The 22,279-nt window shown below is 57.2% G+C and carries 23 protein-coding genes, 1 tRNA gene and 1 pseudogene; 17 read left to right on the forward strand and 8 right to left on the reverse strand.

The annotated features are described in order from the left end of the window. Nucleotides 1–60: 60 nt before the first annotated feature. From D9R08_RS17160 to D9R08_RS17170, 3 genes are read right to left on the reverse strand one after another with little or no spacing between them, the layout of a single operon-like run. Complete coding sequence (locus D9R08_RS17160) at nucleotides 61–1,914, reverse strand: SMC family protein (protein ID WP_121899302.1); 1,854 nt, start codon at nucleotides 1,912–1,914, stop codon at nucleotides 61–63. Next, on the reverse strand, nucleotides 1,914–2,414 hold the full coding sequence (locus tag D9R08_RS17165; protein WP_121899303.1) for an ABC-three component system middle component 2: 501 nt from the start codon (nucleotides 2,412–2,414) through the stop codon (nucleotides 1,914–1,916). Before D9R08_RS17165 ends, D9R08_RS17160 begins: the two co-directional genes overlap by 1 nt. Next, nucleotides 2,402–3,496, reverse strand: a complete 1,095-nt coding sequence (locus tag D9R08_RS17170; RefSeq protein ID WP_199709420.1) for an ABC-three component system protein — start codon at nucleotides 3,494–3,496, stop codon at nucleotides 2,402–2,404. The genes D9R08_RS17165 and D9R08_RS17170 overlap by 13 nt, the downstream gene beginning before the upstream one ends. A gap of 732 nt (nucleotides 3,497–4,228) precedes the next feature. Here D9R08_RS17170 and D9R08_RS17175 point away from each other — a divergent pair. Both D9R08_RS17175 and D9R08_RS17180 read left to right on the forward strand, forming a co-directional pair. Continuing rightward, nucleotides 4,229–4,681, forward strand: a complete 453-nt coding sequence (locus D9R08_RS17175) for a hypothetical protein (protein WP_147450719.1) — start codon at nucleotides 4,229–4,231, stop codon at nucleotides 4,679–4,681. 178 nt (nucleotides 4,682–4,859) lie between these two features. Beyond that, a complete protein-coding gene (locus tag D9R08_RS17180; RefSeq protein WP_147450720.1) occupies nucleotides 4,860–5,786 on the forward strand; it encodes a hypothetical protein in 927 nt (308 codons plus the stop codon). Here D9R08_RS17180 and D9R08_RS18975 read toward each other — a convergent pair. Then, a complete protein-coding gene (locus D9R08_RS18975) occupies nucleotides 5,783–6,319 on the reverse strand; it encodes a hypothetical protein (protein ID WP_147450721.1) in 537 nt (178 codons plus the stop codon). The genes D9R08_RS17180 and D9R08_RS18975 overlap by 4 nt on opposite strands. 292 nt (nucleotides 6,320–6,611) lie before the next feature. Between D9R08_RS18975 and D9R08_RS17185 the strand changes: the two genes are divergently transcribed. After that, complete coding sequence (locus tag D9R08_RS17185; RefSeq protein ID WP_121899306.1) at nucleotides 6,612–7,055, forward strand: recombinase family protein; 444 nt, start codon at nucleotides 6,612–6,614, stop codon at nucleotides 7,053–7,055. A gap of 56 nt (nucleotides 7,056–7,111) precedes the next feature. Further along, nucleotides 7,112–7,582 (forward strand): hypothetical protein, encoded by a 471-nt coding sequence (locus D9R08_RS17190; protein ID WP_158599034.1) that lies wholly within the window; start codon nucleotides 7,112–7,114, stop codon nucleotides 7,580–7,582. A gap of 2 nt (nucleotides 7,583–7,584) precedes the next feature. Here D9R08_RS17190 and D9R08_RS18980 read toward each other — a convergent pair whose 3' ends face one another. Next, the gene (locus D9R08_RS18980; protein ID WP_147450722.1) at nucleotides 7,585–8,775 is read right to left on the reverse strand and encodes a hypothetical protein; all 1,191 of its coding nucleotides are present in this window, start codon (nucleotides 8,773–8,775) and stop codon (nucleotides 7,585–7,587) included. Between the two features lie 722 nt (nucleotides 8,776–9,497). On the opposite strand from D9R08_RS18980, the gene D9R08_RS17200 reads away from it, so the two are divergent. From D9R08_RS17200 to D9R08_RS19475, 6 genes and pseudogenes are all read left to right on the forward strand, one after another. Next, the gene (locus D9R08_RS17200) at nucleotides 9,498–9,737 is read left to right on the forward strand and encodes a hypothetical protein (RefSeq protein WP_158599035.1); all 240 of its coding nucleotides are present in this window, start codon (nucleotides 9,498–9,500) and stop codon (nucleotides 9,735–9,737) included. An 80-nt stretch (nucleotides 9,738–9,817) separates the two neighbouring features. Next, nucleotides 9,818–9,952, forward strand: coding sequence for a hypothetical protein (locus D9R08_RS19555; protein ID WP_267898160.1), 135 nt, complete (start codon nucleotides 9,818–9,820; stop codon nucleotides 9,950–9,952). A gap of 66 nt (nucleotides 9,953–10,018) precedes the next feature. Beyond that, nucleotides 10,019–11,647 carry a type IV secretory system conjugative DNA transfer family protein gene (locus D9R08_RS17205; protein ID WP_199709422.1) on the forward strand — a complete coding sequence of 543 codons (1,629 nt, stop codon included), beginning with the start codon at nucleotides 10,019–10,021 and terminating at the stop codon, nucleotides 11,645–11,647. Continuing rightward, on the forward strand, nucleotides 11,647–11,949 hold the full coding sequence (locus tag D9R08_RS17210; protein ID WP_147450724.1) for a hypothetical protein: 303 nt from the start codon (nucleotides 11,647–11,649) through the stop codon (nucleotides 11,947–11,949). The genes D9R08_RS17205 and D9R08_RS17210 overlap by 1 nt, the downstream gene beginning before the upstream one ends. Before the next feature lie 473 nt (nucleotides 11,950–12,422). Further along, the gene (locus D9R08_RS18985) at nucleotides 12,423–12,743 is read left to right on the forward strand and encodes a hypothetical protein (protein ID WP_147450725.1); all 321 of its coding nucleotides are present in this window, start codon (nucleotides 12,423–12,425) and stop codon (nucleotides 12,741–12,743) included. Between the two features lie 24 nt (nucleotides 12,744–12,767). Beyond that, nucleotides 12,768–13,814 (forward strand): annotated as a pseudogene (locus D9R08_RS19475) (recombinase family protein); the annotation flags it as partial. A 502-nt stretch (nucleotides 13,815–14,316) separates the two neighbouring features. Here D9R08_RS19475 and D9R08_RS17225 read toward each other — a convergent pair. Beyond that, nucleotides 14,317–14,403 (reverse strand) — tRNA-Leu (locus D9R08_RS17225). Between the two features lie 73 nt (nucleotides 14,404–14,476). After that, nucleotides 14,477–14,974: a DUF2306 domain-containing protein gene (locus tag D9R08_RS17230; protein ID WP_233557544.1), complete on the reverse strand. Its 498-nt coding sequence runs from the start codon at nucleotides 14,972–14,974 to the stop codon at nucleotides 14,477–14,479. 46 nt (nucleotides 14,975–15,020) lie between these two features. Between D9R08_RS17230 and D9R08_RS17235 the strand changes: the two genes are divergently transcribed. The 6 genes from D9R08_RS17235 to D9R08_RS17260 all read left to right on the forward strand — a co-directional run bounded on the left by D9R08_RS17235 (nucleotide 15,021) and on the right by D9R08_RS17260 (nucleotide 19,995). Further along, complete coding sequence (locus tag D9R08_RS17235) at nucleotides 15,021–15,848, forward strand: LytTR family DNA-binding domain-containing protein (protein ID WP_233557546.1); 828 nt, start codon at nucleotides 15,021–15,023, stop codon at nucleotides 15,846–15,848. Between the two features lie 5 nt (nucleotides 15,849–15,853). Continuing rightward, nucleotides 15,854–16,513: a lipoyl(octanoyl) transferase LipB gene (gene lipB / locus D9R08_RS17240; protein ID WP_121899313.1), complete on the forward strand. Its 660-nt coding sequence runs from the start codon at nucleotides 15,854–15,856 to the stop codon at nucleotides 16,511–16,513. 234 nt (nucleotides 16,514–16,747) lie between these two features. After that, nucleotides 16,748–16,954, forward strand: a complete 207-nt coding sequence (locus tag D9R08_RS17245) for a hypothetical protein (protein WP_158599038.1) — start codon at nucleotides 16,748–16,750, stop codon at nucleotides 16,952–16,954. 123 nt (nucleotides 16,955–17,077) lie between these two features. Next, nucleotides 17,078–17,638, forward strand: coding sequence for an exopolysaccharide biosynthesis protein (locus D9R08_RS17250; RefSeq protein WP_158599039.1), 561 nt, complete (start codon nucleotides 17,078–17,080; stop codon nucleotides 17,636–17,638). A 157-nt stretch (nucleotides 17,639–17,795) separates the two neighbouring features. Next, complete coding sequence (gene ctaD / locus D9R08_RS17255; protein ID WP_121899316.1) at nucleotides 17,796–19,460, forward strand: cytochrome c oxidase subunit I; 1,665 nt, start codon at nucleotides 17,796–17,798, stop codon at nucleotides 19,458–19,460. Between the two features lie 4 nt (nucleotides 19,461–19,464). Continuing rightward, on the forward strand, nucleotides 19,465–19,995 hold the full coding sequence (locus D9R08_RS17260; protein WP_121899317.1) for a DUF2244 domain-containing protein: 531 nt from the start codon (nucleotides 19,465–19,467) through the stop codon (nucleotides 19,993–19,995). Between the two features lie 427 nt (nucleotides 19,996–20,422). On the opposite strand, the gene D9R08_RS17265 is transcribed toward D9R08_RS17260, so the two are convergent. Further along, nucleotides 20,423–20,881, reverse strand: a complete 459-nt coding sequence (locus D9R08_RS17265) for a GatB/YqeY domain-containing protein (protein ID WP_121899318.1) — start codon at nucleotides 20,879–20,881, stop codon at nucleotides 20,423–20,425. 148 nt (nucleotides 20,882–21,029) lie between these two features. Here D9R08_RS17265 and carA point away from each other — a divergent pair, with 148 nt between their 5' ends. Then, on the forward strand, nucleotides 21,030–22,184 hold the full coding sequence (gene carA, locus D9R08_RS17270; RefSeq protein ID WP_121899319.1) for a glutamine-hydrolyzing carbamoyl-phosphate synthase small subunit: 1,155 nt from the start codon (nucleotides 21,030–21,032) through the stop codon (nucleotides 22,182–22,184). Nucleotides 22,185–22,279 lie beyond the last annotated feature (95 nt).

Below are 22,279 nucleotides of genomic sequence, written 5' to 3' on the forward strand. Positions count from 1 at the left end.
AAGGTCAACCCGATAGCGTGGACGAGCCTTGTGATGGATTCTCACTTTGTCCTGAGCGGTCTACTGCAACGGGAAGAGGCCAAAGCGTCCTTCATCTTCCCAGCCAGAAAAATGTTCGACCCGAGAGCCCAACTCAACATCTGATGGCGGGTCAGTGTTTTCAATGATAATGACCTGTTTGTTTCCGGACAGAGTGAGCAGATGCTGGTAAAATTTACTGTTGAGGTTGGTATCCCTCAAGTCGTCTTCCGAACCTTCAGGCTCCTTGTACGAAAGCAATGGGGAATCCAATATGACGAAGCCAGGATGCGGTAGATCGTTGGCAACGCAATAGTCCAGCAATGAAAGCGAAAAAGCAGTCTGGGTTACGGCGCGAAGCCCTTTGCCAAACGACGTTCTGGGCTTGCCTGAAATCACGAGGTCTTTGGCCTCAAGATCGAAATGAACCCTTCGGGTTCCCGGAAACTCCCAGCGTTCGAGCAATGTCTGAACCATCGCAGAAAACGGCTCGACCATTGATGCAGTCAGCCGATAACTGTCCGAAGAATCGTTGGTTTTCTTGGCAGTAAGAGCCTCCAAAGCTGCTCGGCGTTCGCCCAAATCACCAAGGCTGTCAAAGAGGCCAATTGCTTCGCGAACATTGGCACGTTTGTCGGCAAGTTCCTTATATGAGGCGCGTAGTTTTCGCAGGTCCGGAGAAACGACTGCCTCAATCTCTTGCGACAACTCGCCGAGGCGTTCATCAATCTTCGGGAGGGTTCTCTCAAGGGCTTTGGCTTCTTTGTCCATAATCTTGATTGTGCCGGTCAGTTCCCTTTCCTTGTCCTCAATTTTTTGTATTTCGGATGCAGCCGCTTTAACGACGATGTCAACATTTCCATCGCAGATCGCATCGGGGTCATGATGTTCCGGCAGTGCCCCGCAAATGGGACAAGTCTCGACCTCTAGGGTAGAAAAAATATTTCCGGCTTCTTGAATTCCGACAAGACGTTCCTGATCAGAGTTGTAGTGTTGCTTCAGCAGTCTGAAGCGTTCTAAAAGTGTAGCAATCTCTGCAAAACGCGCGCGGTTGGTTTCCCTTCTGGCCATCAGTTTGCGACGATTTGACGATAGCTCCCTGAAGTGGGCTTCAGAAGTGGAGAGTTGTTCTGAACGCACTGCAAGTGCAGAGTCCAAGCGCTCTTCCTGCTTGGAAAGCTCGTCTTTCGAGCCGGAGATTTTTGCGATGCGCTTTTGCGTGTCAGCAATAAGCTGGTCCAAAAGTTCAAGCTGAGCTTCAGCCTTTTGTTCGGCAGGGGTTCGCTGGGATTGCGCGACAAGTGCCGAGTCATCAACACCGGTCAATAGCATTCGAAAAACAGAGGTGTTGGCAGTATCCGCCGTATAGTTACCGTCGGAAAGCGGGGAGCGCTTTTGAATGATTTCCTCTTCATTCACCACGACGAGGCGAGCAAGATTACGGAAGCTCAGATTTTGAGTATCGCCCCGTGCATTCTTTTTGACCTTTCTTCCGCTGAGCCCGATCTTGGACAGGAGGAACGCAGAAAGGTTGTCCTCGTCGCGTTCGCTGTGGGTCTCAGAAAGGATGCGCCCTTCTTCTTCGGGCAAAGCATCGGAATAAAGCCCTTCAAAAATCTCAAACGCGCCACCATCCATGCTCCGTCGTACCGTGTGTTCGCTGCCATCCTCGAAAGTCATCGCCAACATTGCCTGACCGTAGCCGCTGGATTGAGGGATGTCGGTCAGAGGCCCCTTTCCCCCGAGCATGAAGTCTATCGCTTCAACGACAAAAGATTTTCCGGTGTCCGAAGCGCCGTAAATCACGTTCAGGCCCGACTGAAACGACACAATCGCGGGTTCCCGGTCTGGACCGTGAAAGGACAGGCTACTGATCTGAAATCCAAGATAATTCATTAAACACTTCCTGCTGCACCGGATTCATCCTGAAACTCAGACACCCAGTTTTCCAGTAATTGGTCCATTTGCTTGTCGAATTCCTGATCGTCCAATTGATCGGAATACTTCGCTAGCCAACTGGCTCGGTTCATCAACTGCCGGATATAGGACGACTGCAATGCATCAACAAAAAATTTGGAGGATTCCCCTGCACGATAGAAAATACCACTTTCTGTCGCCACTTGTTGCACCAGTTCACGGGAGATCATCAGGCGTAGCGCGGCGTGCACTGACTTACGGCGAACCTGCGTGATCGGGCTGACAATTGGAGTCGCAGGGTGCAGATCAGGAGGGCCGTCCAGCACACTTGTCCTGACGATGAGATAGTCCAATGCTGTCAATCGTTGAATATCCAATGCTTTAGGGAAGCAAGCATACAGGTTCAGGACTGCGCGAATGCCGGTTTCCAGGGGCCCGTTGAAAGGGAGGTCTGGCGACAATCGGTCTACTTTTTCCATGTCAGCCTCCCATCATTTGCCAACTGATGGCATATTCCTCTGCGGTCTTTTGGAAGTGCGCTTTTGTTCAACGGGTGAGCATCAAGAGCCAGCGACTGTGCGGAGTCAGTTACTGCGACGACCCGTGCATACCCATCCGCATGGTCACTTTCACAAGTGTCTGCGACGCCGTCATATATTTCATCTTGGAGGCTTTCGAATGTTCCTGGATCGGCCTTTTCCCGGACAAAAACACGCAGGGATTCTGCGTGATAGAATGCCTCCCGAGAGCGTCCGAAATGCTCCTTCAGGTTGGACCAGGCGTTTAGATCGGTAGCGCATGAAATTGATTGGCTTTTGTGATCCGCATAGGCGTCAAGAAGTTTTTTTGTATAGGCGATTTCATGGGGCTCAATCTCGTCGGGCGGTGATTCCGCAACCGGCCTGGAAGGCAAGCCGCCTCCGAACCTACCTGGATAATACGGTGTCTTTTTGTGTGCTTCGATCACGCTTCTTGGAGCGGGTGCCGAGAATATCGAAAAGTCAAAATCATTGACGTAGGTTTCAAAGTCGCCGGTTAGTTCGACGCTCTGCGTAGTCGTGATCTTGTCGGCGATCATCTTCTGCCATTTTTCGATCACCTCGGTCTTGAGATTGTCGCTGTTCGCCAAGAGTAAATCGAGGGTGGTCGACGGGCCTTTGGGGGCGATGAATGCGCATGACCTCGGAGCCACATAAACCCCGTTGAAGGAGTGCCATAGGATTTTGCCGATCTCCGGCGCGACAACGCCAAAGCTCAAAGGGTTTTTGTAATGCTTGCACTGATGGTTGTCCCATACTCCCAAGAGCTTCTTGTCATCTGTGAAGCCCGCGACATCGATGCCTTTGTCGCCTGGCCCGGTTGGTCTCATCACGCTGAAATATTCATCCTTGAGTGAGTGAATCCATTCGTCGATGAAGGTCTCCCAAACGCCAGAATCGTAAGTCTGGATTACAAGAACCGGGTCAATCTTGGGACCATTCTCGAACTCTTGTGCCGTCAGAATCGTGGCCGATGCTAGATCTTTGACGGCATTTTCGAAATCGAGGGTCGTGGCTTCCATACGTGCATGATCTCAAAATACGGTTCGCGAAAGCTTCATATTGCCACCATATCAGGTGTTCCGGCAACAACAATCTACTAAAGATAGAAGAATGCTGGTTCACCATGGACGTCCATTGATGGCACCAATGCGGCCTGTCAAGGGCCCTGTCGTCGGCGGGGCAATCGTGTTCCATCTTCGGCAAGATGGCGCCATCCAATCCGCGCAGGGTTGGTCTCCATGAATTGGTCTGGATGAAGTCCTCATGGGGGTATCGGTGGGAGCTCGAAGGCTCCCCTGATTGGTGATCGAACGGCCAGTCGTTCGTGCATGGTTCGGTGCAGGTGGAGAGGCACGTCTCCAAGTCCCACGAGTGGGTTTCAAGGGGCGCGATAGCCCCTGATCTTCCTGAAAGGATCGATGGGTGCAGGAAGAGCGAAGTCTCCTGCGAGTGTTTGACCGACGATACGGTCTGCTGGCTCTGCAATGGGTTCAACACCCTGGAAGAGCCATGGCCGGAGGGATGCAACGGGAGCGCGCAGCGGGCTCCCTTGCCAAGATTGCGGTGTACTACACCGCACATCTTGCGGTTCGCAGATAACGTCTTTCTAGCCCTGCAACAAAAATGTGGATGAGTATCCTATGCTGCCATGCACATACGCGCAGAGAAATGCTCTCGATGGTATGATCTGGCTCATGGCCAAGAGACCCCCGTCAGAGTGCGAGCCCTTTACACAAGCAATGAAAGACCGAGTGAACGAGCTTTCCGAGAGAACGGGCTGGGGTGCGACGGCTGTCCGCAATCATATCGAGAGGGCGAAGCTCCCAGGGTGGGAGCATGCCTCACAAGGTCGCGTGAATGCGATCATGAGCGGCCAGTCTCAAGCCACAGTGGTCAGCACCGTTTACAATGCTGTCATTGCCGTGTTGGAGGATGCTTCACGCTCGGGCCTCGCGCTTGATACGCACCAGAAAGATGTCCGCCGGGTGTTGGTTGATGATGGCTTTGCGTCTGGCGTTCAACAGCTCTTGGATCGTTTCCACCATCTATCCACGATGAAGGCGTTGGCAGCGCTTGGAGCTCCCTCCGATCTATCCCACATCACCGTCGCGCGCGTAGCAAGCGGACAGCAAAAGAGCCTCAAGAAGAAGCATTATAATTTCCTCTCTTCCGTCCTCGAAAAATTAAGGAACGGTAAACTTTAGACCGCATTTTCCTCAAATTTTATCTATTTACATAATATTAAACATACTCTTGTAGTCTTAACGGAAATTAGTCGCGAGGACTCCGCTCAAGAGAGACCGCGACTGTGTGGGGATAGGTCACTGCATGAACGTGCAAGCCCGTCTCGAACCCAACAAATGACAGGGACTTCAGGCATGTGTGGCCGAAGAAAAGGATATGGCAGGGGGATCAGCTCAAGAGCTTTTCAGGGATAATATCGGATCGATTGTCGATCCGGGTACAGAGATACTCTTTTCTGAAAATATCGCCGATATGGGGATCGTTCTCGATCCCGCATTGAGCGCACACGATTTAGATGCGGCGAGTTCACCGAACCGCGTGATCACTGCACGTGCGGCCTCAGAAGCAATCGAGAACCACGACGGGATTATTTCCGGGAGCCGTGATGGTGTGCGCAGTGGTGTTGCCGAGCGCGTGGCCGATGCCCGAGAAAGCAAAGCGGCTGTTTCAGAGCGCGACTCTGAGCGCGCAAATGATACAGCCTTCTACGTAATGCTTTTGGCAGAGAACGGTGTCGGGGGCTTTATTTCTGGACAGTTCTTTGGCGGAATGGACGACGATGAAGCGTTAAGCTTCGGTCGTCGCATGGAAGAAGAAACAGGTCGATCACTGGAAGATTGGGCTGAAGAAATCCTTGGCCCTGAGGCGGCGGAGCGACATGACGGTGAAAGCGAGGCTGACTACATCAGACGGGTCGGTCGCGATGTACTCGACGCCATCACCGACGATGACGGAGACCTCCTGCCAGAATATGCGGACAGCGCAATCGGAAACTTCTTTCTTGGTGAGTACGAATACCAGCGCATCCTCGGTGAAGTTATGCCACAGGTTCAGGCTGCTCGTGCTTCAGGCATGACCATCGAACAAGCAGAGGCAGAGTTGCGTGCTGAAGGCGTTATGGATGGGGGCCTAAGAGTGGAGTTTGCGGCGGCTGTTGCCGCAGAAGGTGACGATCAGGAACTGTACATAGCTTTGGAGGATGATCGCGAGCTCGGATCAGATACAGATTTGGGTACGACTGTTGATGTCGCTGCCAACGCCTCTGCACTCGATATGTTCTCTTAACTACCGTCTGCTAAGGCCGGACCTTCAAGGCTTGCCTGCTGAGTCTGACGCAAAATACCTAGTTGCTCCGCAACTTGAGGAATTGCATCCATGCCTTCTTGAAGATTGAGATTGATCTGACCTTCAGGCCCCTGAAAAACAAGGTGGCCGTAATGAAACGTTAAACCTGTTGCTGCTGTTCCTGCGTTTGTTCTTGTGAACGTCGCAGCGTCAATGCCGAGGTTTGCAAATTGCTGCTCAAAATGAGCTTCAACTCTTCCCATTAGAACTTCGCTATCATCCCGTGTCAGTACATCATCACCAATATGGAATAGAACTGCGACGCTTTGGTTTTCCGCCGCATATTGCCGTGCAGCGTTTGCCTGCCGGGAAAACTCACAAAGCTCCGCGTCCATTGCCCCGCAATCATAGCTAGCAGCAGCCGGGGTTGTATCCTCAGCCGAAGCCGCAAGTGGGATAGCAGCGGTCAGGCCCGCAAGCGTGGCCGCGAACGCGCGTCCCGCAAAATTCGATCTGAGCTTTTCTGCTACCATGAGCCTCAATCCCTTGGTCGAAGCGGGCTTTCATCCAGGGTCAACCCGTTGAAAACGCTTGAGAAAAAGGACCCTTTTTCTTGATTTTCAAGATCAGAATGTGGTACGTTGCGTTTTGTAAGTTAACTCACTGATTTTCAGTGATTTTGGCGGGCGAGAAGACCCACTATGGCAGGCCACGAGGCCAGAACCGAAAAAGGGTCCTTTTTCCAATCGACGGGTGTGAGCGGTCGTCTCGGGTGAATCGGGACGTGTCGTTTGACTCAACCCATTGATTTAGAAAGGACACTTCATGCCAAAGACAATTGGATATGCGCGTGTATCAACGGCGGAACAAAACCTCGCCTTACAAGTCTCTGCGCTTAGGGCAGCGGGCTGCACGGAAATCTTCGAGGAGCTTGGCGTCTCGGGGGCGCAAGCGGAGCGCCCGGCCCTAGAGGCGGCGCTCGGTGCGCTTGAACGCGGCGATACGCTGATTGTGTGGAGACTTGATCGGCTGGGCCGCTCATTGCGGCATTTGATCGACCTCAACGACGAATTAACCGCGCGCGGCTGTTACTTCGAAAGCCTGACTGAGAAGATCGACACATCTTCTGCCATGGGCAAATTCGTATTCCATATCCTTGGTGCCGTCGCAGAGCTTGAACGTGAAATCATCCGCGAGCGGACACTGGCAGGCATGGCCGAGGCCGCGAAACAAGGCCGCTTGCCCGGAAGACCGAGGTTGGCAGCGTAGGCAAAAGGGAAATAGAAAAGTTTGCGTCGGCCAATCGACAAATGATATATTAGTTGATGGCATCAAGCGAACTAGACAGTCTTGGAAAACGAATAAAGCATTTCGATAAAGTAAATGATCGAGTGAGGCGCATGCTCGACAGTTTCCTACAATCCCCGTTTGGCAAAGATTACAAGTGGGACCCAAGGTTCCTTGATGGGGACACGCTTGGAAGTCGAGGTTTAGGGCTTGTATCGAAGAACTTGAACAGCTCTGGACGCCCGACCTGGACTTTATCTATTGCAATTGATTCATACGGTTCGGCTGCGGTCGAAATTGGGGATTGGCACCCCGGAAACACAGTAGATGAGGCGATTTCTAGGTACGAGCTGGACATCGAGCATCTGTCAGAACCCGACGCGGCTTCAAAAATTTCGGCAGTGATGCTATCGCATCCAGAATCGAATATCGCGGCCAACTTTCAATTTTTTGTGGCTGACGCGCTCAAAATGCCCTCTCCAGACCTAACTTTAGAACCCGAGCTCTAAAGCTAAAGCTCGACTTCGTTCAGCAAAAGAAGTCGCTCCAACTTTTCCCGAACTCTTCGCCCAAAGTTCTTTTCTACATCATCAAAGGTTCTTGCGGCATCGTATTTCTCTTCGGCATCATCCTGATCCCATATTTCCATCTGGTGCTCAATGATGTCAAAAATCATTTGAGGCAATACATCTGGAATAAGATGAGATAATTCAGGACGAGAGTGCTGAGTGACGGTTTTTCTAAGCTTGAGCTGATAGATATCAAGCTGACGATCAAAGTCCTGTTGGCTTTGGAAAAATTCAATACAGGGGTCGAGAATATCTTCGATTAGGAAACTGAGGGAGAATACTTGCGCGTCGGTCCAGCTCTCAACCTCTTCGACTATTCGCTCAAAACAGTCCCTTGCAAGATCAAACCTGTATGTCTGCGAGTACGCTCTTGCTCGTTGAATCATGGCCTCGAAACGATCTTCCGAAAGCCGTCCAAGAAATATGAGGTAAATTTCTTCTGCAAGCTGAGTGGCAGCAATACTGCTTTCAAGTTCCATCGCGCGGGCTGCTACATCCGCATAGTCGATTAGCATATCTCCTAGAAACGGGCCTAGGTGTTTGTAGGACTCTTGACCAACAATCTTGGAAGAGACGAAATTCATGCGTTCTATGTGGTTGGGTATGATCCTAAGTGCATACCTTGTTGGGTTATCAGAATGTGGACTTACAGAGAAGACTTTCGATTTGAATAGCTCGTCGCATTTTTCCAAAGTATTTTTCAAATATGAATTCGGAAAGTAGTCGCTGTCCTTTATTCTGCTTTGGTATGACTGATCGAAGTTAAAGAATTTTGCCCCGGCCCTGAGTTCATCTTCTCGACTTCTCTGGTCCCGGAAAAGTGCCATTGTGCTGCGCGTGGCTTGGTCGGGATTAGAGCTGTGTTCTCGATCAAGTTTTGCCTGCCGATTGGCATACTCAAAAAAACTTTGAACGCCGTTTGCTCCGCCTAATGCCACAAGAAGTTTGTGCAGCGTGTTGTTGTTAGGGTAGGTACGCCCGTTCCGCGCTCGAAAAACGGTAGTTCGACTGACTTTTGCGGCCTTGGCTAGAGTATCGTCGGCGTATCCCAAAGCACCCATACGTTCTACGAGGTACCGAGACAGCGCATCACGCTTCTCTCTTTTCACTTCGGCGTCATCCCGTGGGTTCATAGTTTGGAACTTGCAACACAATGCAACAAGGATGCAACACTCTGGCACTCATGAGGATCCGAATTTCCCCCTAAGAATCAAGGCGTAGCAACACCTTGATACTAAGGAGCGACCGATGAGGCTTTGCCGAGAGTGCCAGTTCCGGGGCTACTGCCGGAAGCTACGATGTCCGATTGCCACGGACCTGGAGATCGCTGACGACCGGTTCATCAGAGCAGTAAGATCACATGCCTTCGATCTTCACATCCCGAACCGTCAGTGGCCCGATACGCTTGGGAACTGGTTGAGGGACTATCCAGGACAGTTTGTGGATTCGCTTGGGCAAGTGCGCGAGTTGCACCTGAGCGCCCTAGAATACCCGGAAGGGAAAGAGAACGACGACCCGCCGTACGCTCGGTGGTACGGCGTCTTTTGCAACACACGCTGTCTTCCCGGACGTTTGCCCCGCATTCGCAAGGAGGCTTGGGAGCGGGTGCGCATCGTTGCGACACTCCTTAGGGCGAAGCATCCGGTTAGGGCCTCGCACTGGGTGATAGTGCCGCCTCGCCGTGTTCTGACCTCGCAAATCAGAAACCGTGCAAATCGAGGCTGTTCCGCCCGGAACGCATGCCGACTCGCTTTATTCCAATCTCAAGCCGCACCACCGCGCACCAATTCTCATTGAAGGAGGCATGATGGCCAATCCGATACAAAACAACGGGAGCGTTGCGAACGCTTCGCTGATGAACTTCGCAACCCTGCTTGCTTTCATCGCCGCGATGTTCGGAGCTCCGCCGCTTTATGGTCTCACGGTTCCATACGTCGTGCAGATGCTCTCGCGACATTACGGATCACAGTTCGCCGATCTTTACGACCTGCTCTGGATGGTTCTGACCTTCCTGCTCGTCTTCATCCCCGCCCGCGCGATTTTCTACTTCGCGCTGACCGCCCTCATCTCAGGTGCGCTCTATCGGTTCATCTGAATCCAATCGCGCAAGGCGGTGACTTGCTGCCTCGCGCTCCATCGCAGCCTCGCGCTGCATCAACCCCAAGGAGTAATCCCATGGCTCAGAAACTCGGTGAAAAGGTCGGCCAGATCGACATTCACAAGAAGCCGAAATCCACCTTCGGCGAAACGCTGGTGGGCATCGCGCTCGCGATTTTCGCCATCTTCGTGCTGGTGAACGTCTTCGGCTGAAGGTCGATTAGCAAAGATCGATTATTCGGGGGCGCAGCGATGCGCCCCTTTTTTTGTTGAAGGGAAATGAACATGCATTTCGACCACACGAAGGATCGTTTCGGATCGGCGCGTTTCGACGGCCCCAAAGACGCCAAACGTGGTGGGCTCATGGACGGCAAGGGCAACCGTATCGGGTATCTTAAAGGGCGTCCGCTGTCGCTGAACACCGACGCGCCGCTCCTCACGGTGGCGGGAGCCGGATCAGGTAAGATGCGCGATCTATTGGCCAGCACAATTCTGGCCAATTCAACACAACGAATGTTCGTTCTCGACCCGCGCGGAGAAATCGTAAGCGTTACTCTTCTAGCCTTTGCGTCGGCGGGCGTCCCAGTGTGGATTTGGAACCCGACTGCAATGCACGGTCTCGCGCAGCATCGGGTTCAGCCGCTCGATATCCTGCGCCTTGATAGCCCGGCCTTTCACGCGGACTGCAAGTTCATCGCTGAAAGCCTGATCGCGGTGAACCATTCCTCTAACGGACGCTACTTTGAGCTCCGCGCGCGGGAGTGGCTTGAGAACATTATGAAGGCTTTGGTGGAACGAGACGGATATGTCTCGTTCCCCAGTTTGTTTCGAGCAATCGGTCTCATCGAAACCGATCCGAACGCGTGGGCCGACATGCTAGAATTCATGCTGGCCTCAAGCATTGATGGTGTTCGCCGCACGGCGGGCGAAATGCTTGCCAAACAACAGGAAAGCCCACGCGAGTTCGGCGGTATCGTCGGCGAACTCTATGCTTCTTTGAACTTCCTTGATGACCCGATGCTTCAAGCTTCTCTGGAGCACGCAGACTTTTCGTTTTCCGATATGTGCGATCCGACGCGTCCTGCGTCAGTATTCATCGTCGTACCCATAGAATACGTCTCACTCTGGGGGCCGCTGCTCAGGGTCATGTTTACCGTGCAATTGCTCTACAAGTCCCGCGCGCCATCTGCGCCGCGTATAGCCATGATTGCAGATGAGGCGGGTCAACTCGGTCACTTCGAAGCGCTTCTTCGTGCCTTCACATTTGGTCGCGGTGCCGGTGTTCAAGCCTGGGCGCTGTTTCAGGACATTGGTCAGATCATCCGCAACTTCGGCCAGCCTGCGCTGCAAGGTTTCATGGGCTCCGCCGCCATGCGGCAGTTCTTTGGTGTCCGTGACTACAACACGGCCAAGATGATCTCTGAGATGCTCGGCCATGAAACGCTCGAATTCGACGACACTCTCAAACAGGAAGCGGCGCGACGCGAGCGTGTGAACGCGGCCATGGCTTTTATGAATGGCGATGATCCGTTCCGGGCATTGAACAACATGCGCTCGCACCGCTTTGGCGAAGAGCATCGCGCGAAGCAATCAAGGCCGCTCATGACGCCGGATGAAATCTTGGCCATGCCCGACGACCGTCAAATCCTCTTCATTTCAGGCCACAACCTTCGCCCGATCTATGGTGAAAAGATTCCTTATTTCACACGGCGGGAGTTCGCCGGAAAGTTTCTGCCTAACCCATTCCACCCGCCCTATGACTGCATGCTTGTGCGGCGGGCTTTCGGAAACCGGAGCGTAAGGGTGATTACTGAGCGCGTACCCCCCGAGTTCGCGCATCTTCCGCAATATGCTTCAGGCACATGGAAATACGTCGAGGGCTTTCGCCCAAAACTACGGAGAGCATGATGAACGATGAAGCGAAGAATCGCCCCATCGAGACGTTGCGCGATGGCGCGATTGAAGTCTCGATTTGGGAGAAGCAGACCGAGACCGGAACTGCATACAACACGCAGCGCTCGCGCTCCTACCAGGACCAGGAAGGCCAGTGGAAGCGAACGCACGCAATTCCTGAACGTGATCTCTTGCGCGCCGCGCGGCTGGACGAGCTGGCCTACGGTTCGATCCAAAAGCTCCGGGAGCAAGATCGTTTGCAGGAAATGAAAGAGGAGCCTGCTCGCCGAACGCGCAACCGTGATCGGAGCCGATGAGCGAGTTTCGGCGGCTGGGGGCTGAGTCCCCAGCCATTGCTTCGAGAGCTGAACTACTTCAGCGCTTGCGAGCTCGTGCAACGCCGGAGCCGGAACAACAACCGTCCCCGCCACGCGGTGCCGAAAATCTCGCCGCAGAGAGGCGAGAAGAACATGAGCGGCGGATTGCAGAACTGCGCCAATCCCTCGGATCAGCGCATCGAAATCTGGAGACGCAACACAGTTTCGCGCGGCTGGGAGGCCACGCGAAGTCGAGCTTTGAACAGGAAAGATAGGAGGCCGTCGCGAGCGCGCATAACTCTGAAAGCCGCTGTGAATTTGGCTTACAGGGCAAGGGCGTGTTATAATTGGAATTGAAGTATCGGCTTTTTGCTTGGCCAGTATTGGGCCGCACTAGCCACTTCCCACGCAAGCGACGGCGAGACGACACACCCGATGCAAACGCATTGCATCGGCAAAGGAGGTCTTGTGCCATGAACACAGACAACAGGAATCATGAAACCGTCGAACGTGCTGCCATTTCTGGTCAGCACAAGAGCCTTCAGGTCGATGTAGAACGCTACCAAGCATATCTTGATGATCCAGAAATGACTGATGCCGAGCGCCGTCAGGTCATCGAAGCTCTCTGGGTCATCGTCAGCTGTTTTGTGGAGTTGGGATTTCAGGTCCATCCGACCCAGCAGGCCTGTGGAAAAGTCGAGAATGCCCTTGATGTTGCGGGTAATTCGGATTCGACTGAGGTACAATCAAGGCATAGCGAAAGCGCAGAAAAGCCAAGCGCACCCGAGCTGTAGACGGGTGCGAGAAAGAGATGAGTCATGGCAGTAGAATGCATTGAGACCCAACCCGAAACCGATGTAACCGCGCTGATCTACTGTCGTGTGTCCTCGGTAAAGCAGCGCGTCGAAGGTTCGGGCTTGCAGAGCCAGGAACAGCGGTGTCGTAAGTTCGCAGAAGAGAACGGATGGGACGTCGAAATGGTGTTCCCCGACGATGTGTCGGGTGGCGGCGACTTCATGGATCGCCCCGGTATGCGCGCGATGCTGGCCTATCTCGATGCTAAGAAAGGCCAACCTTATGTCGTGATCTTTGATGATCTGAAGCGTTTTGCCCGTGATACGGAGTTCCATCTCAAGCTGCGCCGCGAACTCGCGACGCGCGGCGCGCGCGTCAAGTGTCTGAACTTCGAGTTTCAGGATACGCCAGAAGGCCGCTTCTTCGAGGTCATGATGGCTGCGGCTGGTCAGATGGAGCGCGAGCAGATTGCGCGTCAGAACAGCCAAAAGAGCCGCGCACGCGTTGAGCTTGGTTACTGGGTTTTTAGAGCTCCAGTCGGCTACAAATACGTTCCCGACAAGGAGCGCGGGGGAAAGAGGCTCGTGCCGGACGAGCCGTTGGCATCGGTTGTACGGCAAGCGCTGGAAGGCTACGCCAGCGGACATTTCGGCTCGCAAGCCGAAGTGCAGCGGTTCTTGGAAGCCGACCCTTACTTCCCGAAAGACAAAAAGGACGGGACGCTCCGTCCGATGACGGTCACCCGCCTTCTCAAAAAGGTGGTCTACGCTGGATATGTTGAAGCCCCCAAATGGGGTATTTCCGTGCGCAAGGGAAAGCATGAGGGCCTGATCTCATTCGAAACCCATCAGCAAATCCTCGACACAATCGAAGGCAAGAAACGCCGCCCTGCGGCGCGCAAAGACTTTAATCAGGATTTCCCACTCAGGGGACATGTTCTTTGCGATTGCTGCGGAAATGCGATGACTGCGGCGTGGTCAAAAGGTAAGTACAAGCACTATCCCTACTACTTCTGTGTGACGCGTGGCTGCGAAGCCAAGAGTAAAACTGTGCCACGCACAAAGATCGAAGACGGCTTCGCAGAAATCATGAAGAAGCTGCAACCTGCGTCCAGCTTGTTCAAAGTGGCGAAGGCGATGCTTTGCGATGCGTGGGACATGAGGCTGGCTGAAGCGAAGGCCGCGAAGGATGAACTTGGCCGACAGCTCAAGGCCATCGAGGCACAGATCGACCAACTATTGGATCGGGTTATCGAGGCGACCAATCCAAGCGTCGTAAAGCGCTATGAATCGAAGATCGATGAGCTTGAACGTCAGCGGATCATTCTGAATGAACGTCGCGATAAAATCCTGCCGCCAAAGGGACGGCTGGAGGATTGTATCGAACTCACCTTGAGATTTCTCTCAAGTCCTTGGTACTTATATGAAAATGGGAGTTATGCGCTGCGCCAAACTGTCCTCAGATTGGCCTTTGCGGAGCCCCTTAGGTATAGCCCGGAAGGGGTGTATCGAACTCCAACTTTCACCTTTCCTTTCAAGGTGTTAGCGGGAATTAACAGTCCAAAAAGCGAGATGGTGCGCTCGGCGAGACTCGAACTCGCACGGGAGTTACCCCACAGCGACCTCAACGCTGCGCGTCTACCAATTCCGCCACGAGCGCACGTGATCTCCGGTAGGCCGCGGCTGAATACCCGAGGGATCAGGGGTTGTGAAGGGCAAAAAAGCGCAATCGATCATGTCGTCCCGCCGCGCCGCTTCCGGCCGATTATCGCAAGGGTGACAATCGTCAGAACCCCCAGCACCACGACGGCGCCACCCACCTCCGGAGTTTCGGGAAAAACGACCCGGTTGATCCGGCGCCCGGGCAGCAATGTGAAGAGCCCGGCGATTCCCAACGACTGCCAATATAGTTCCCGCATCGTCAGGCTGTGCTTGGCCGGATCGCGCCGCCGTGCGGCCTGCACCCCGCGCCAAAGCGTGTAGAGCACCCAGAGCGAGAGCAGATGGATCGGCCCGAAGGGACCCAGCATCGCCCAGAGGGCGCTTTCGATGAACAGCCCGGAGCCGGCGAGAACCGCCATGGCCGAAACCCACAGATAGCCGAGGATCTTGTGCACACGGTCGCGCCGGCGGCGATAGATCGCAAAGGGCCCAAGCGTGACGGCGGCAATGACGGCCAGCACATGGACCTGCACCTCGGCGGGGGCATTCAGGATCGGGTCAAGACTCATCGTGCGATCTCTCTGCTTGGCAAGCGGTTGGGCGGGTGGCAAGGTCATGCTCATGCGGCCCCCGCCGCTGCCACTCGGATTTCGCAAGACCCGTGAGAATTTCGTGACCAACCTCGCCCCGCATCCCGCGCTTCGTGAAATGCGGACCCATCTGGGCAATCCCGCGACGCTGGCCGCTCTTGGGGGCATCGCAGCGATCCTTGGGCTGGTCGGCCCGTTCGACACCGATGAACTGCTGCGTCTCCTGCCACGGACGGTCTATTGGCTGGTTCTTGTGGTGGCGACCTATTCGGTGGGCGTCCTGTCGGCCGCGTTGCTCTGGCCACGGCTGCGGCATCACCTGCCGCGCTGGCCGCTACTTGGCGTGATCGGGCTGTTCACCGGGATCGGCGTGATGCTGGTGGTGATCGCGATGAATGCCGCGACCTTCGGACATGTGCCTGAAATGGGCGAGATGCCGGAATTTGCCGGCACCATCATCGCCATCGCGCTGATCGTCACCGTCGTGCTCGATCTTGTCGGGGGCCCGGCTGGCCGGCAGGAGGTGGCGCCCGCCCCCGCGCCGATCCTTGAGCGGCTGCCCCTTCACAAGCGCGGGCCGCTCGTCGCGCTCTCGGTGGAGGATCACTACGTCCGCATCCGCACCGCGAAAGGCGAGGAAATGGTGCTGCTGCGGCTTTCGGATGCGATCCGGGAGGTGGGCGAAACGCCCGGGCTTCGGGTGCATCGCTCGCACTGGATCGCGCTGGATCAGGTGCGGACCGCCGCCCGCGAGGGGGACCGTGCCCGCTTGACGATGCGCCATGGCGATGACATTCCCGTCAGCCGGGCCAATCTGCCCGCGATCCGGGAGGCCGGGCTTCTGCCCAGATAGAACACATGGTCGAATGGCTGACATCCCAGGGGCTGGTGGCATATGACACGGCACTGTCCGAGATGGAGGCGCGCGTCGCCGCCATCGCCGACGGACGCGCAGGCGAAGCGATCTGGCTGCTGGAACATCCGCCGCTTTACACCGCGGGCACATCGGCCAGACCCGCCGACCTGCTGGCGCCCGACCGGTTTCCCGTCTACGCGACACGGCGGGGCGGGCAATACACCTATCACGGGCCGGGCCAGCGTGTGGCTTATGTCATGCTCGACCTCAACCGGCGCGGTCGCGATGTGCGGCAGTTCGTCTGCCACATCGAGGATTGGGTGATCGCCACACTGGCCGAGTTCAACGTCACCGGTGCGCGCCGCCCCGGCCGGGTCGGCGTCTGGGTGGACAGGCCCGAGAAACCGGCGCTGCCCGATGGCACCCCGCGGGAGGACAAGATCGCCGCGGTCGGCCTGCGCATCCGGAAATGGGTAAGCTTTCATGGCCTGTCGATCAATGTGGAGCCGGATCTGAGCCATTTCGATGGGATCGTGCCCTGCGGCATCACCGGCCATGGGGTGACCAGCCTTGTGGATCTGGGTCTGCCGGTCACGATGGACGATGTGGATGTGGCGTTGAAACGCACCTTCGCCGCGGCCTTCCCCACCAGCGAGGGCTGAGGGCCGCGCGCAGGGGCCGGGCACCGCCCCGTCCCTGCCGCCCACAGGTCCGTTTCCGGTCTGTTCGCCCCGCCGGACGGCACCCCCAAGGCATGTTTCCGCTGATCCCCGGCAGGCTGCCGCCCAGATCCGCCTCGGTGCGATGTGTGCCTCCCGCCGATGTCCGAAAAACTGTAAGTAACTTGTTTATAAATTGGTTCTATTCTTTCGGAGTGGCGAAAGGAAAACGTAATGATGCGCGACACCAACATTCCTGCAAAAAGCCAGGATAGCAGGGTCGACCGGGATGACTGGGTCGAGGTGCGGCTGCTGGTGGCGGCCATGGCCGGGCTGAGCATCGTGCTGGGCGTCACCATCGCCGGACTGGTGGAGGATATCAGGCCCGCGAACCTGACCGCCGGCGCGCTGCCGGCCGTTTATGAAAGCTGGTCCTACCGCTGACACGCCGATCCGGCATGGTCCCTGACCCGGACTCGCGCTAGATTGCGGGTCGGTTTCCAAACTGGCCCGAGCATGCCTCCGTCTGACATTACAGATTCGCCCCTGCGACCGCCCCCGTCCAGCATGACGGAAATCGTCGATGACGTCCTGTCGCTTTGCGACGCTGAGGAGGTCAGCGTCCGCGACATGCTCGCCGCCTTCGGAAATGCCGGATTTCTGCCCGCGCTGCTGATCCCGGCGGTGATTGTCGTTTCTCCTTTGTCCGGCATCCCAATTCTGCCAAGCATTTGCGGCATCATGATTTTTCTGGTTTCGATCCAGATGCTCGGACACCGCCGCCATCTCTGGCTGCCGGGCTGGCTCCTGCGCCGCAGCGTCGGCACCAAAGGGCTCAGAACCGCGATGGAGCGCCTGCACCGGCCCGCGCGCTGGCTCGATCGTCACAGCGGCCGCCGGCTCGGCTTTCTGACAAGGCAGCCGATGCTGAGCCTGCTGCAACTGGCCTGCGCCATTTGCGGGCTGGCCATGCCGCTTCTGGAGCTTGTGCCCTTCTCCTCGTCGCTGCTCGCCGCGGCGATCTGCCTGATGGGTCTGGCGATGATCACGCGCGACGGGCTGTGGGCTCTGGTGGCGCTGCTTCCCGTCGCGGGCGCTATTACGCTTCTGTTAACTATTTGGACCTAAACACGCCGACGACGTGCTGAGGCAATTTTTCCCACCCGCGGCCCCCAGTTTCCGCATTGCACGCCGCAGGATGCGGCACTAGAACAGCCGGAAGGAACGCATGGCAGGGTGGCCAGACCCCTTTGCCACGACGCACAAGCTGAACAGGGAGCGTGATATGGCTGACGCCGCCATTTCCGGACATGATCACGAGCGGCCGGGGTTTTTCACCCGGTGGTTCATGTCCACCAATCATAAGGACATCGGGGTTCTCTACCTCTTCACGGCGGGCTTCGTCGGGCTGATATCGGTTGCCTTCACCGTCTACATGCGGCTGGAGTTGATGGAGCCGGGTGTGCAGTACATGTGTACCGAAGGCGCGCGGATCCTCAGCGCCGCGGCGGAGGGCGAATGCACCCCTGACGGGCATCTGTGGAACGTGCTGATCACCGGCCATGGCGTGCTGATGATGTTCTTCGTGGTCATTCCCGCGCTTTTCGGCGGCTTCGGCAACTATTTCATGCCGCTGATGATCGGCGCGCCCGACATGGCTTTCCCGCGCCTGAACAACCTCAGCTACTGGCTTTATGTGGCCGGCACCGCGCTCGCGTTCTGTGCCGTCTTCGTTGATGGTGGCGCAGGGCCCGGCTGGACCTTCTATCCGCCGCTCAGCTGGCAGGATGCCCCAACGTCACGCGCGGTCGACTTCGCGATCTTCGCGATCCATGTCTCGGGCGCATCGTCCATTCTGGGGGCGATCAACTTCATCACCACCTTCCTGAACATGCGCGCGCCGGGCATGACGCTGCACAAGGTGCCGCTGTTCGCATGGTCGATCTTCGTCACCGCCTGGCTGCTTCTGCTGTCGCTGCCGGTACTGGCGGGCGCGATCACCATGCTCCTGACGGACCGGAACTTCGGCACCACCTTCTTCGATGTGGCCGGTGGCGGGGACCCTGTGTTGTTCCAGCATATCTTCTGGTTCTTCGGTCACCCCGAGGTCTATATCGTCGTTCTGCCGGCCTTCGGCGTGATCTCCCATGTGGTCGCGACCTTCTCCAAGAAGCCGATCTTCGGCTATCTCCCCATGGTCTACGCGCTGGTGGCGATCGGCGGTCTCGGCTTCGTCGTCTGGGCGCACCACATGTACACGGTGGGCATGACGCTGACACAGCAGGCCTATTTCATGGTGGCAACGATGGTGATCGCGGTGCCCACGGGCATCAAGATCTTCTCCTGGATCGCCACGATGTGGCAGGGCTCGATCAGCTTCAAGACGCCCATGCTCTTCGCAATCGGCTTCATCTTCCTGTTCACCTTCGGCGGCGTGACCGGCATTGTTTTGTCGCAGGCAGGCGTCGACCGCGCATATCACGACACCTATTATGTCGTGGCGCATTTCCACTATGTGATGAGCCTTGGCGCGGTGTTCGGCATCTTCGCGGCCATCTATTACTGGATCGGCAAGATGTCGGGGCGGCAATACCCCGAACTGATGGGCAAGATCCATTTCTGGCTGTTCTTCATCGGCGCCAACCTGACCTTCTTCCCGCAGCACTTCCTGGGTCGTCAGGGCATGCCGCGCCGGTACATCGACTATCCAGATGCCTTCGCGCTCTGGAACTATGTCAGCTCGATCGGTGCGTTCATCTCGTTTGCCTCGTTCATCTTCTTCATCGGCATCGTGTTCTACACGCTCCGCGCCGGCAAGAAAGTGGAAGACAAGGCCTATTGGGGCGAACATGCAGACACGCTGGAATGGACCCTGCCCAATCCGCCGCCCGAACACACGTTCGAAGAACTGCCCACGCGCGAGATGTGGGACAAACAACCCCATCACTGACGCGATGCCGGTTCTTATCGACACAGCCGATACAGGGGCCCCGGAGGATTTCGGGGCCCTTTCGCGTTCTGGCCACGGGGTGCCGCGCCTGCGTATCCTGCTGACCCCCTACCGCTCGCTGACGCCCGACGGCTTCGTCTGGTTCATCGGTCTGACCGCCTCGCTGATCTGCCTGCCGCTTCTGGCGGTCATCGGCACGTCGCTCTTCTGGGGCCTGCTGCCCTTCATACTTGGTACGGTGGCCGCGATCTGGGCGGCGCTCAAGCGCTCCTGGCGGGATCGCGCCGTGTATGAGGAACTGGTGCTGTGGGACGATCTGATCCGGCTGGAACGGGTCGAACCCCGCCGTCCGCCCCGCGACTGGGAGGCCAACCCATACTGGGTCCGGGTGAACCTGCATGCGAGAGGCGGCCCGGTCCCGAATTACGTCACGCTCAGCGGCGGCAGTCGGGAGGTCGAGCTAGGCGCGTTCCTGACGCCCGGTGAACGGGTCGCGCTGAAAGCCAGGCTGGAGCGGGAGCTTCGCGCGTCATGAGCGCGGTCTTGATCCCGGAATTCGCCGTCTAGAACGCACGCCGGGTGAAAGCGTTTCAGCGTGACGTTCCGGGCTTCACCTGCCGGCAGAAACGCCGCAAAGAGGGGTTTTTGGGGACGCTACTCCGGGCGACGCGGAAATCATGATCTGCCCAGACCGGCACCGGGCACACCTACGGGCCGCCCTCTCAGCCGCCTAATCCGCTTCATGGCCGCAGCCAGACCATCCAAACCAAGGCCCCCGCGGTGCAGCCGCTGCCCGACCGATAGGCCGACGGTCAGGCGCGCGCCTTCATCCCAGCCGAAACCCACCGGTAGAGGCGCACCGAAGAAGAGGTCAGGCACCGGCGCTTCGTTGGTCGCCGGTCCCGATGGCCACCTGTCGCGCCTCTTCGAAGGCATTCGGGCGCAGCCGATCGTGGCCGACGTTATCCCAGCCGCGCCTTCACGGCAGGGCCGACGCTGCCGAAATCCATCTGGCCGGTGTATCTGGACTTCAGAAGACCCATGACCTTGCCCATGTCGCGGATGCTGTCCGCCCCGACCTCGGCCACGGCCTCGTCGACCGCCTTGGCCACCTCTTCCTCGCTCAGCTGGCGCGGCAGGAAATCCTCGATCACCTTGATCTCGTTCAGTTCCTTCTCCGCCAGTTCCAGACGTCCACCCTCCTCGTAGGCCCGCGCGCTTTCCTGACGCTGTTTGACCATCTTGCCCAGAATCGCAAGAACCTCGCTGTCGTCCACGCCATCCGCATTGCCCTTGGCGCGCGCGTTGATGTCCTGATCCTTGATCGCGGCATTGATCAGACGCAGCGTGGACAGCCGGATGGCGTCCTTTTCGCGCATCGCCTCTTTCAATCCGGTATTGATCCGCTCTCTGAGTGGCATGTTGATCCCATGTCCCTGTGGTTTCCCAAGGGGTGTTAGATAGGTCATCTGCCGCGCCGCAACAACACCCCTTGCCTGCTTGACCCCGGATGGGCGCGCCCATACTGTGCCGCGACTTTTCCCAAGCCCCTGTTGATGGAGTCGCCCCATGCCCGACCATGCCACAGCCTGCCTGGTGCTTGCAGACGGCACCGTGTTTTACGGGCGCGGGTTCGGGGCCACAGGGCAGACGGTGGCGGAACTCTGCTTCAACACCGCGATGACCGGATATCAGGAAATCATGACCGACCCGTCCTATGCGGGGCAGATCGTGACCTTCACCTTTCCCCATATCGGCAATACCGGCGTCACCGCCGAGGACGATGAAACCGGCACCCCCGTCGCCGCCGGGATGGTGGTGAAATGGGATCCCACCGAGCCGTCGAACTGGCGCGCGGAGGCTGAGCTGACCGGCTGGCTGGCACGGCAGGGGCGGATCTGCATCGGCGGTGTCGACACCCGGCGGCTGACCCGTGCGATCCGGCAGCAGGGCGCGCCCCATGTGGCGCTCGCCCATGACCCGGAGGGCAAGTTCGATCTGGAGGCCCTGGTGGCCGCCGCCCGCGGCTTCGCGGGGCTGGAGGGGCTGGATCTGGCCAAGGATGTGACCTGCGCCCAATCCTATCGCTGGGACGAAAAGCGCTGGGCCTGGCCCGAAGGCTACACACGGCGGACTGAACCGGGCCCCAAAGTGGTGGCGATCGACTACGGGGCCAAACGCAACATCCTGCGCTGTCTGGCCTCGGCGGGCTGCGAGGTGACCGTGATGCCGGCCAGCGCAACCGCGGAGGATGTGCTTGCGCAGTCGCCCGACGGCGTTTTCCTTTCGAACGGTCCCGGCGATCCGGCGGCGACCGGTCGCTATGCGGTGCCGATGATCCGGGGCGTGCTGGATGCCGACCTGCCGGTTTTCGGCATCTGCCTCGGCCATCAGATGCTTGCCCTCGCGCTTGGAGCCCGGACGATCAAGATGAACCACGGCCATCACGGGGCCAATCATCCGGTCAAGGATCTGGAAACGGGCAAGGTGGAAATCACCTCCATGAACCATGGATTCACCGTCGACAGCCAGACCTTGCCGACCGGTGTCAGGGAAACCCATGTGTCCCTGTTCGACGGGTCGAATTGCGGGATCCGGATGGAGGACCGCCCGGTGTTTTCTGTGCAGTATCACCCCGAGGCAAGCCCCGGACCGCAAGACAGCTACTACCTGTTCGAGCGCTTCGCGGCGGCGATGCGCACCCGCGCCGGAACGCCCGCCTGACACCCGGCCGGTTGCTGTCCGCCACTGCCCGCGGGGGACCCAAACCGTAGTTAACCGCCTGTTAACACTATACAACGCATTCTCGGCAAATTGTC

Origin of the sequence: Rhodophyticola porphyridii (assembly GCF_003688285.1) — a bacterium.
GTDB classification, from domain to species: Bacteria; Pseudomonadota; Alphaproteobacteria; order Rhodobacterales; family Rhodobacteraceae; genus Rhodophyticola; species Rhodophyticola porphyridii.

Excerpts from the sequence above, each read along its gene's own strand:
- D9R08_RS17230 (WP_233557544.1), bottom strand. The coding sequence starts at position 14,974 with ATGAGTCTTGACCCGATCCTGAATGCCCCCGCCGAGGTGCAGGTCCAT.
- D9R08_RS17165 (WP_121899303.1), bottom strand. The coding sequence starts at position 2,414 with ATGGAAAAAGTAGACCGATTGTCGCCAGACCTCCCTTTCAACGGGCCC.
- D9R08_RS17160 (WP_121899302.1), bottom strand. The coding sequence starts at position 1,914 with ATGAATTATCTTGGATTTCAGATCAGTAGCCTGTCCTTTCACGGTCCA.
- D9R08_RS18975 (WP_147450721.1), bottom strand. The coding sequence starts at position 6,319 with ATGGTAGCAGAAAAGCTCAGATCGAATTTTGCGGGACGCGCGTTCGCG.
- D9R08_RS18985 (WP_147450725.1), top strand. The coding sequence starts at position 12,423 with ATGAACACAGACAACAGGAATCATGAAACCGTCGAACGTGCTGCCATT.
- D9R08_RS17250 (WP_158599039.1), top strand. The coding sequence starts at position 17,078 with ATGACGGAAATCGTCGATGACGTCCTGTCGCTTTGCGACGCTGAGGAG.
- D9R08_RS18980 (WP_147450722.1), bottom strand. The coding sequence starts at position 8,775 with ATGAACCCACGGGATGACGCCGAAGTGAAAAGAGAGAAGCGTGATGCG.
- D9R08_RS17210 (WP_147450724.1), top strand. The coding sequence starts at position 11,647 with ATGAACGATGAAGCGAAGAATCGCCCCATCGAGACGTTGCGCGATGGC.
- D9R08_RS17170 (WP_199709420.1), bottom strand. The coding sequence starts at position 3,496 with ATGGAAGCCACGACCCTCGATTTCGAAAATGCCGTCAAAGATCTAGCA.
- D9R08_RS17185 (WP_121899306.1), top strand. The coding sequence starts at position 6,612 with ATGCCAAAGACAATTGGATATGCGCGTGTATCAACGGCGGAACAAAAC.
- D9R08_RS17200 (WP_158599035.1), top strand. The coding sequence starts at position 9,498 with ATGAACTTCGCAACCCTGCTTGCTTTCATCGCCGCGATGTTCGGAGCT.
- lipB (WP_121899313.1), top strand. The coding sequence starts at position 15,854 with ATGGTCGAATGGCTGACATCCCAGGGGCTGGTGGCATATGACACGGCA.
- D9R08_RS17245 (WP_158599038.1), top strand. The coding sequence starts at position 16,748 with ATGCGCGACACCAACATTCCTGCAAAAAGCCAGGATAGCAGGGTCGAC.
- carA (WP_121899319.1), top strand. The coding sequence starts at position 21,030 with ATGCCCGACCATGCCACAGCCTGCCTGGTGCTTGCAGACGGCACCGTG.
- D9R08_RS17235 (WP_233557546.1), top strand. The coding sequence starts at position 15,021 with ATGCTCATGCGGCCCCCGCCGCTGCCACTCGGATTTCGCAAGACCCGT.
- D9R08_RS17260 (WP_121899317.1), top strand. The coding sequence starts at position 19,465 with ATGCCGGTTCTTATCGACACAGCCGATACAGGGGCCCCGGAGGATTTC.
- ctaD (WP_121899316.1), top strand. The coding sequence starts at position 17,796 with ATGGCTGACGCCGCCATTTCCGGACATGATCACGAGCGGCCGGGGTTT.
- D9R08_RS17265 (WP_121899318.1), bottom strand. The coding sequence starts at position 20,881 with ATGCCACTCAGAGAGCGGATCAATACCGGATTGAAAGAGGCGATGCGC.
- D9R08_RS19555 (WP_267898160.1), top strand. The coding sequence starts at position 9,818 with ATGGCTCAGAAACTCGGTGAAAAGGTCGGCCAGATCGACATTCACAAG.
- D9R08_RS17190 (WP_158599034.1), top strand. The coding sequence starts at position 7,112 with ATGGCATCAAGCGAACTAGACAGTCTTGGAAAACGAATAAAGCATTTC.
- D9R08_RS17205 (WP_199709422.1), top strand. The coding sequence starts at position 10,019 with ATGAACATGCATTTCGACCACACGAAGGATCGTTTCGGATCGGCGCGT.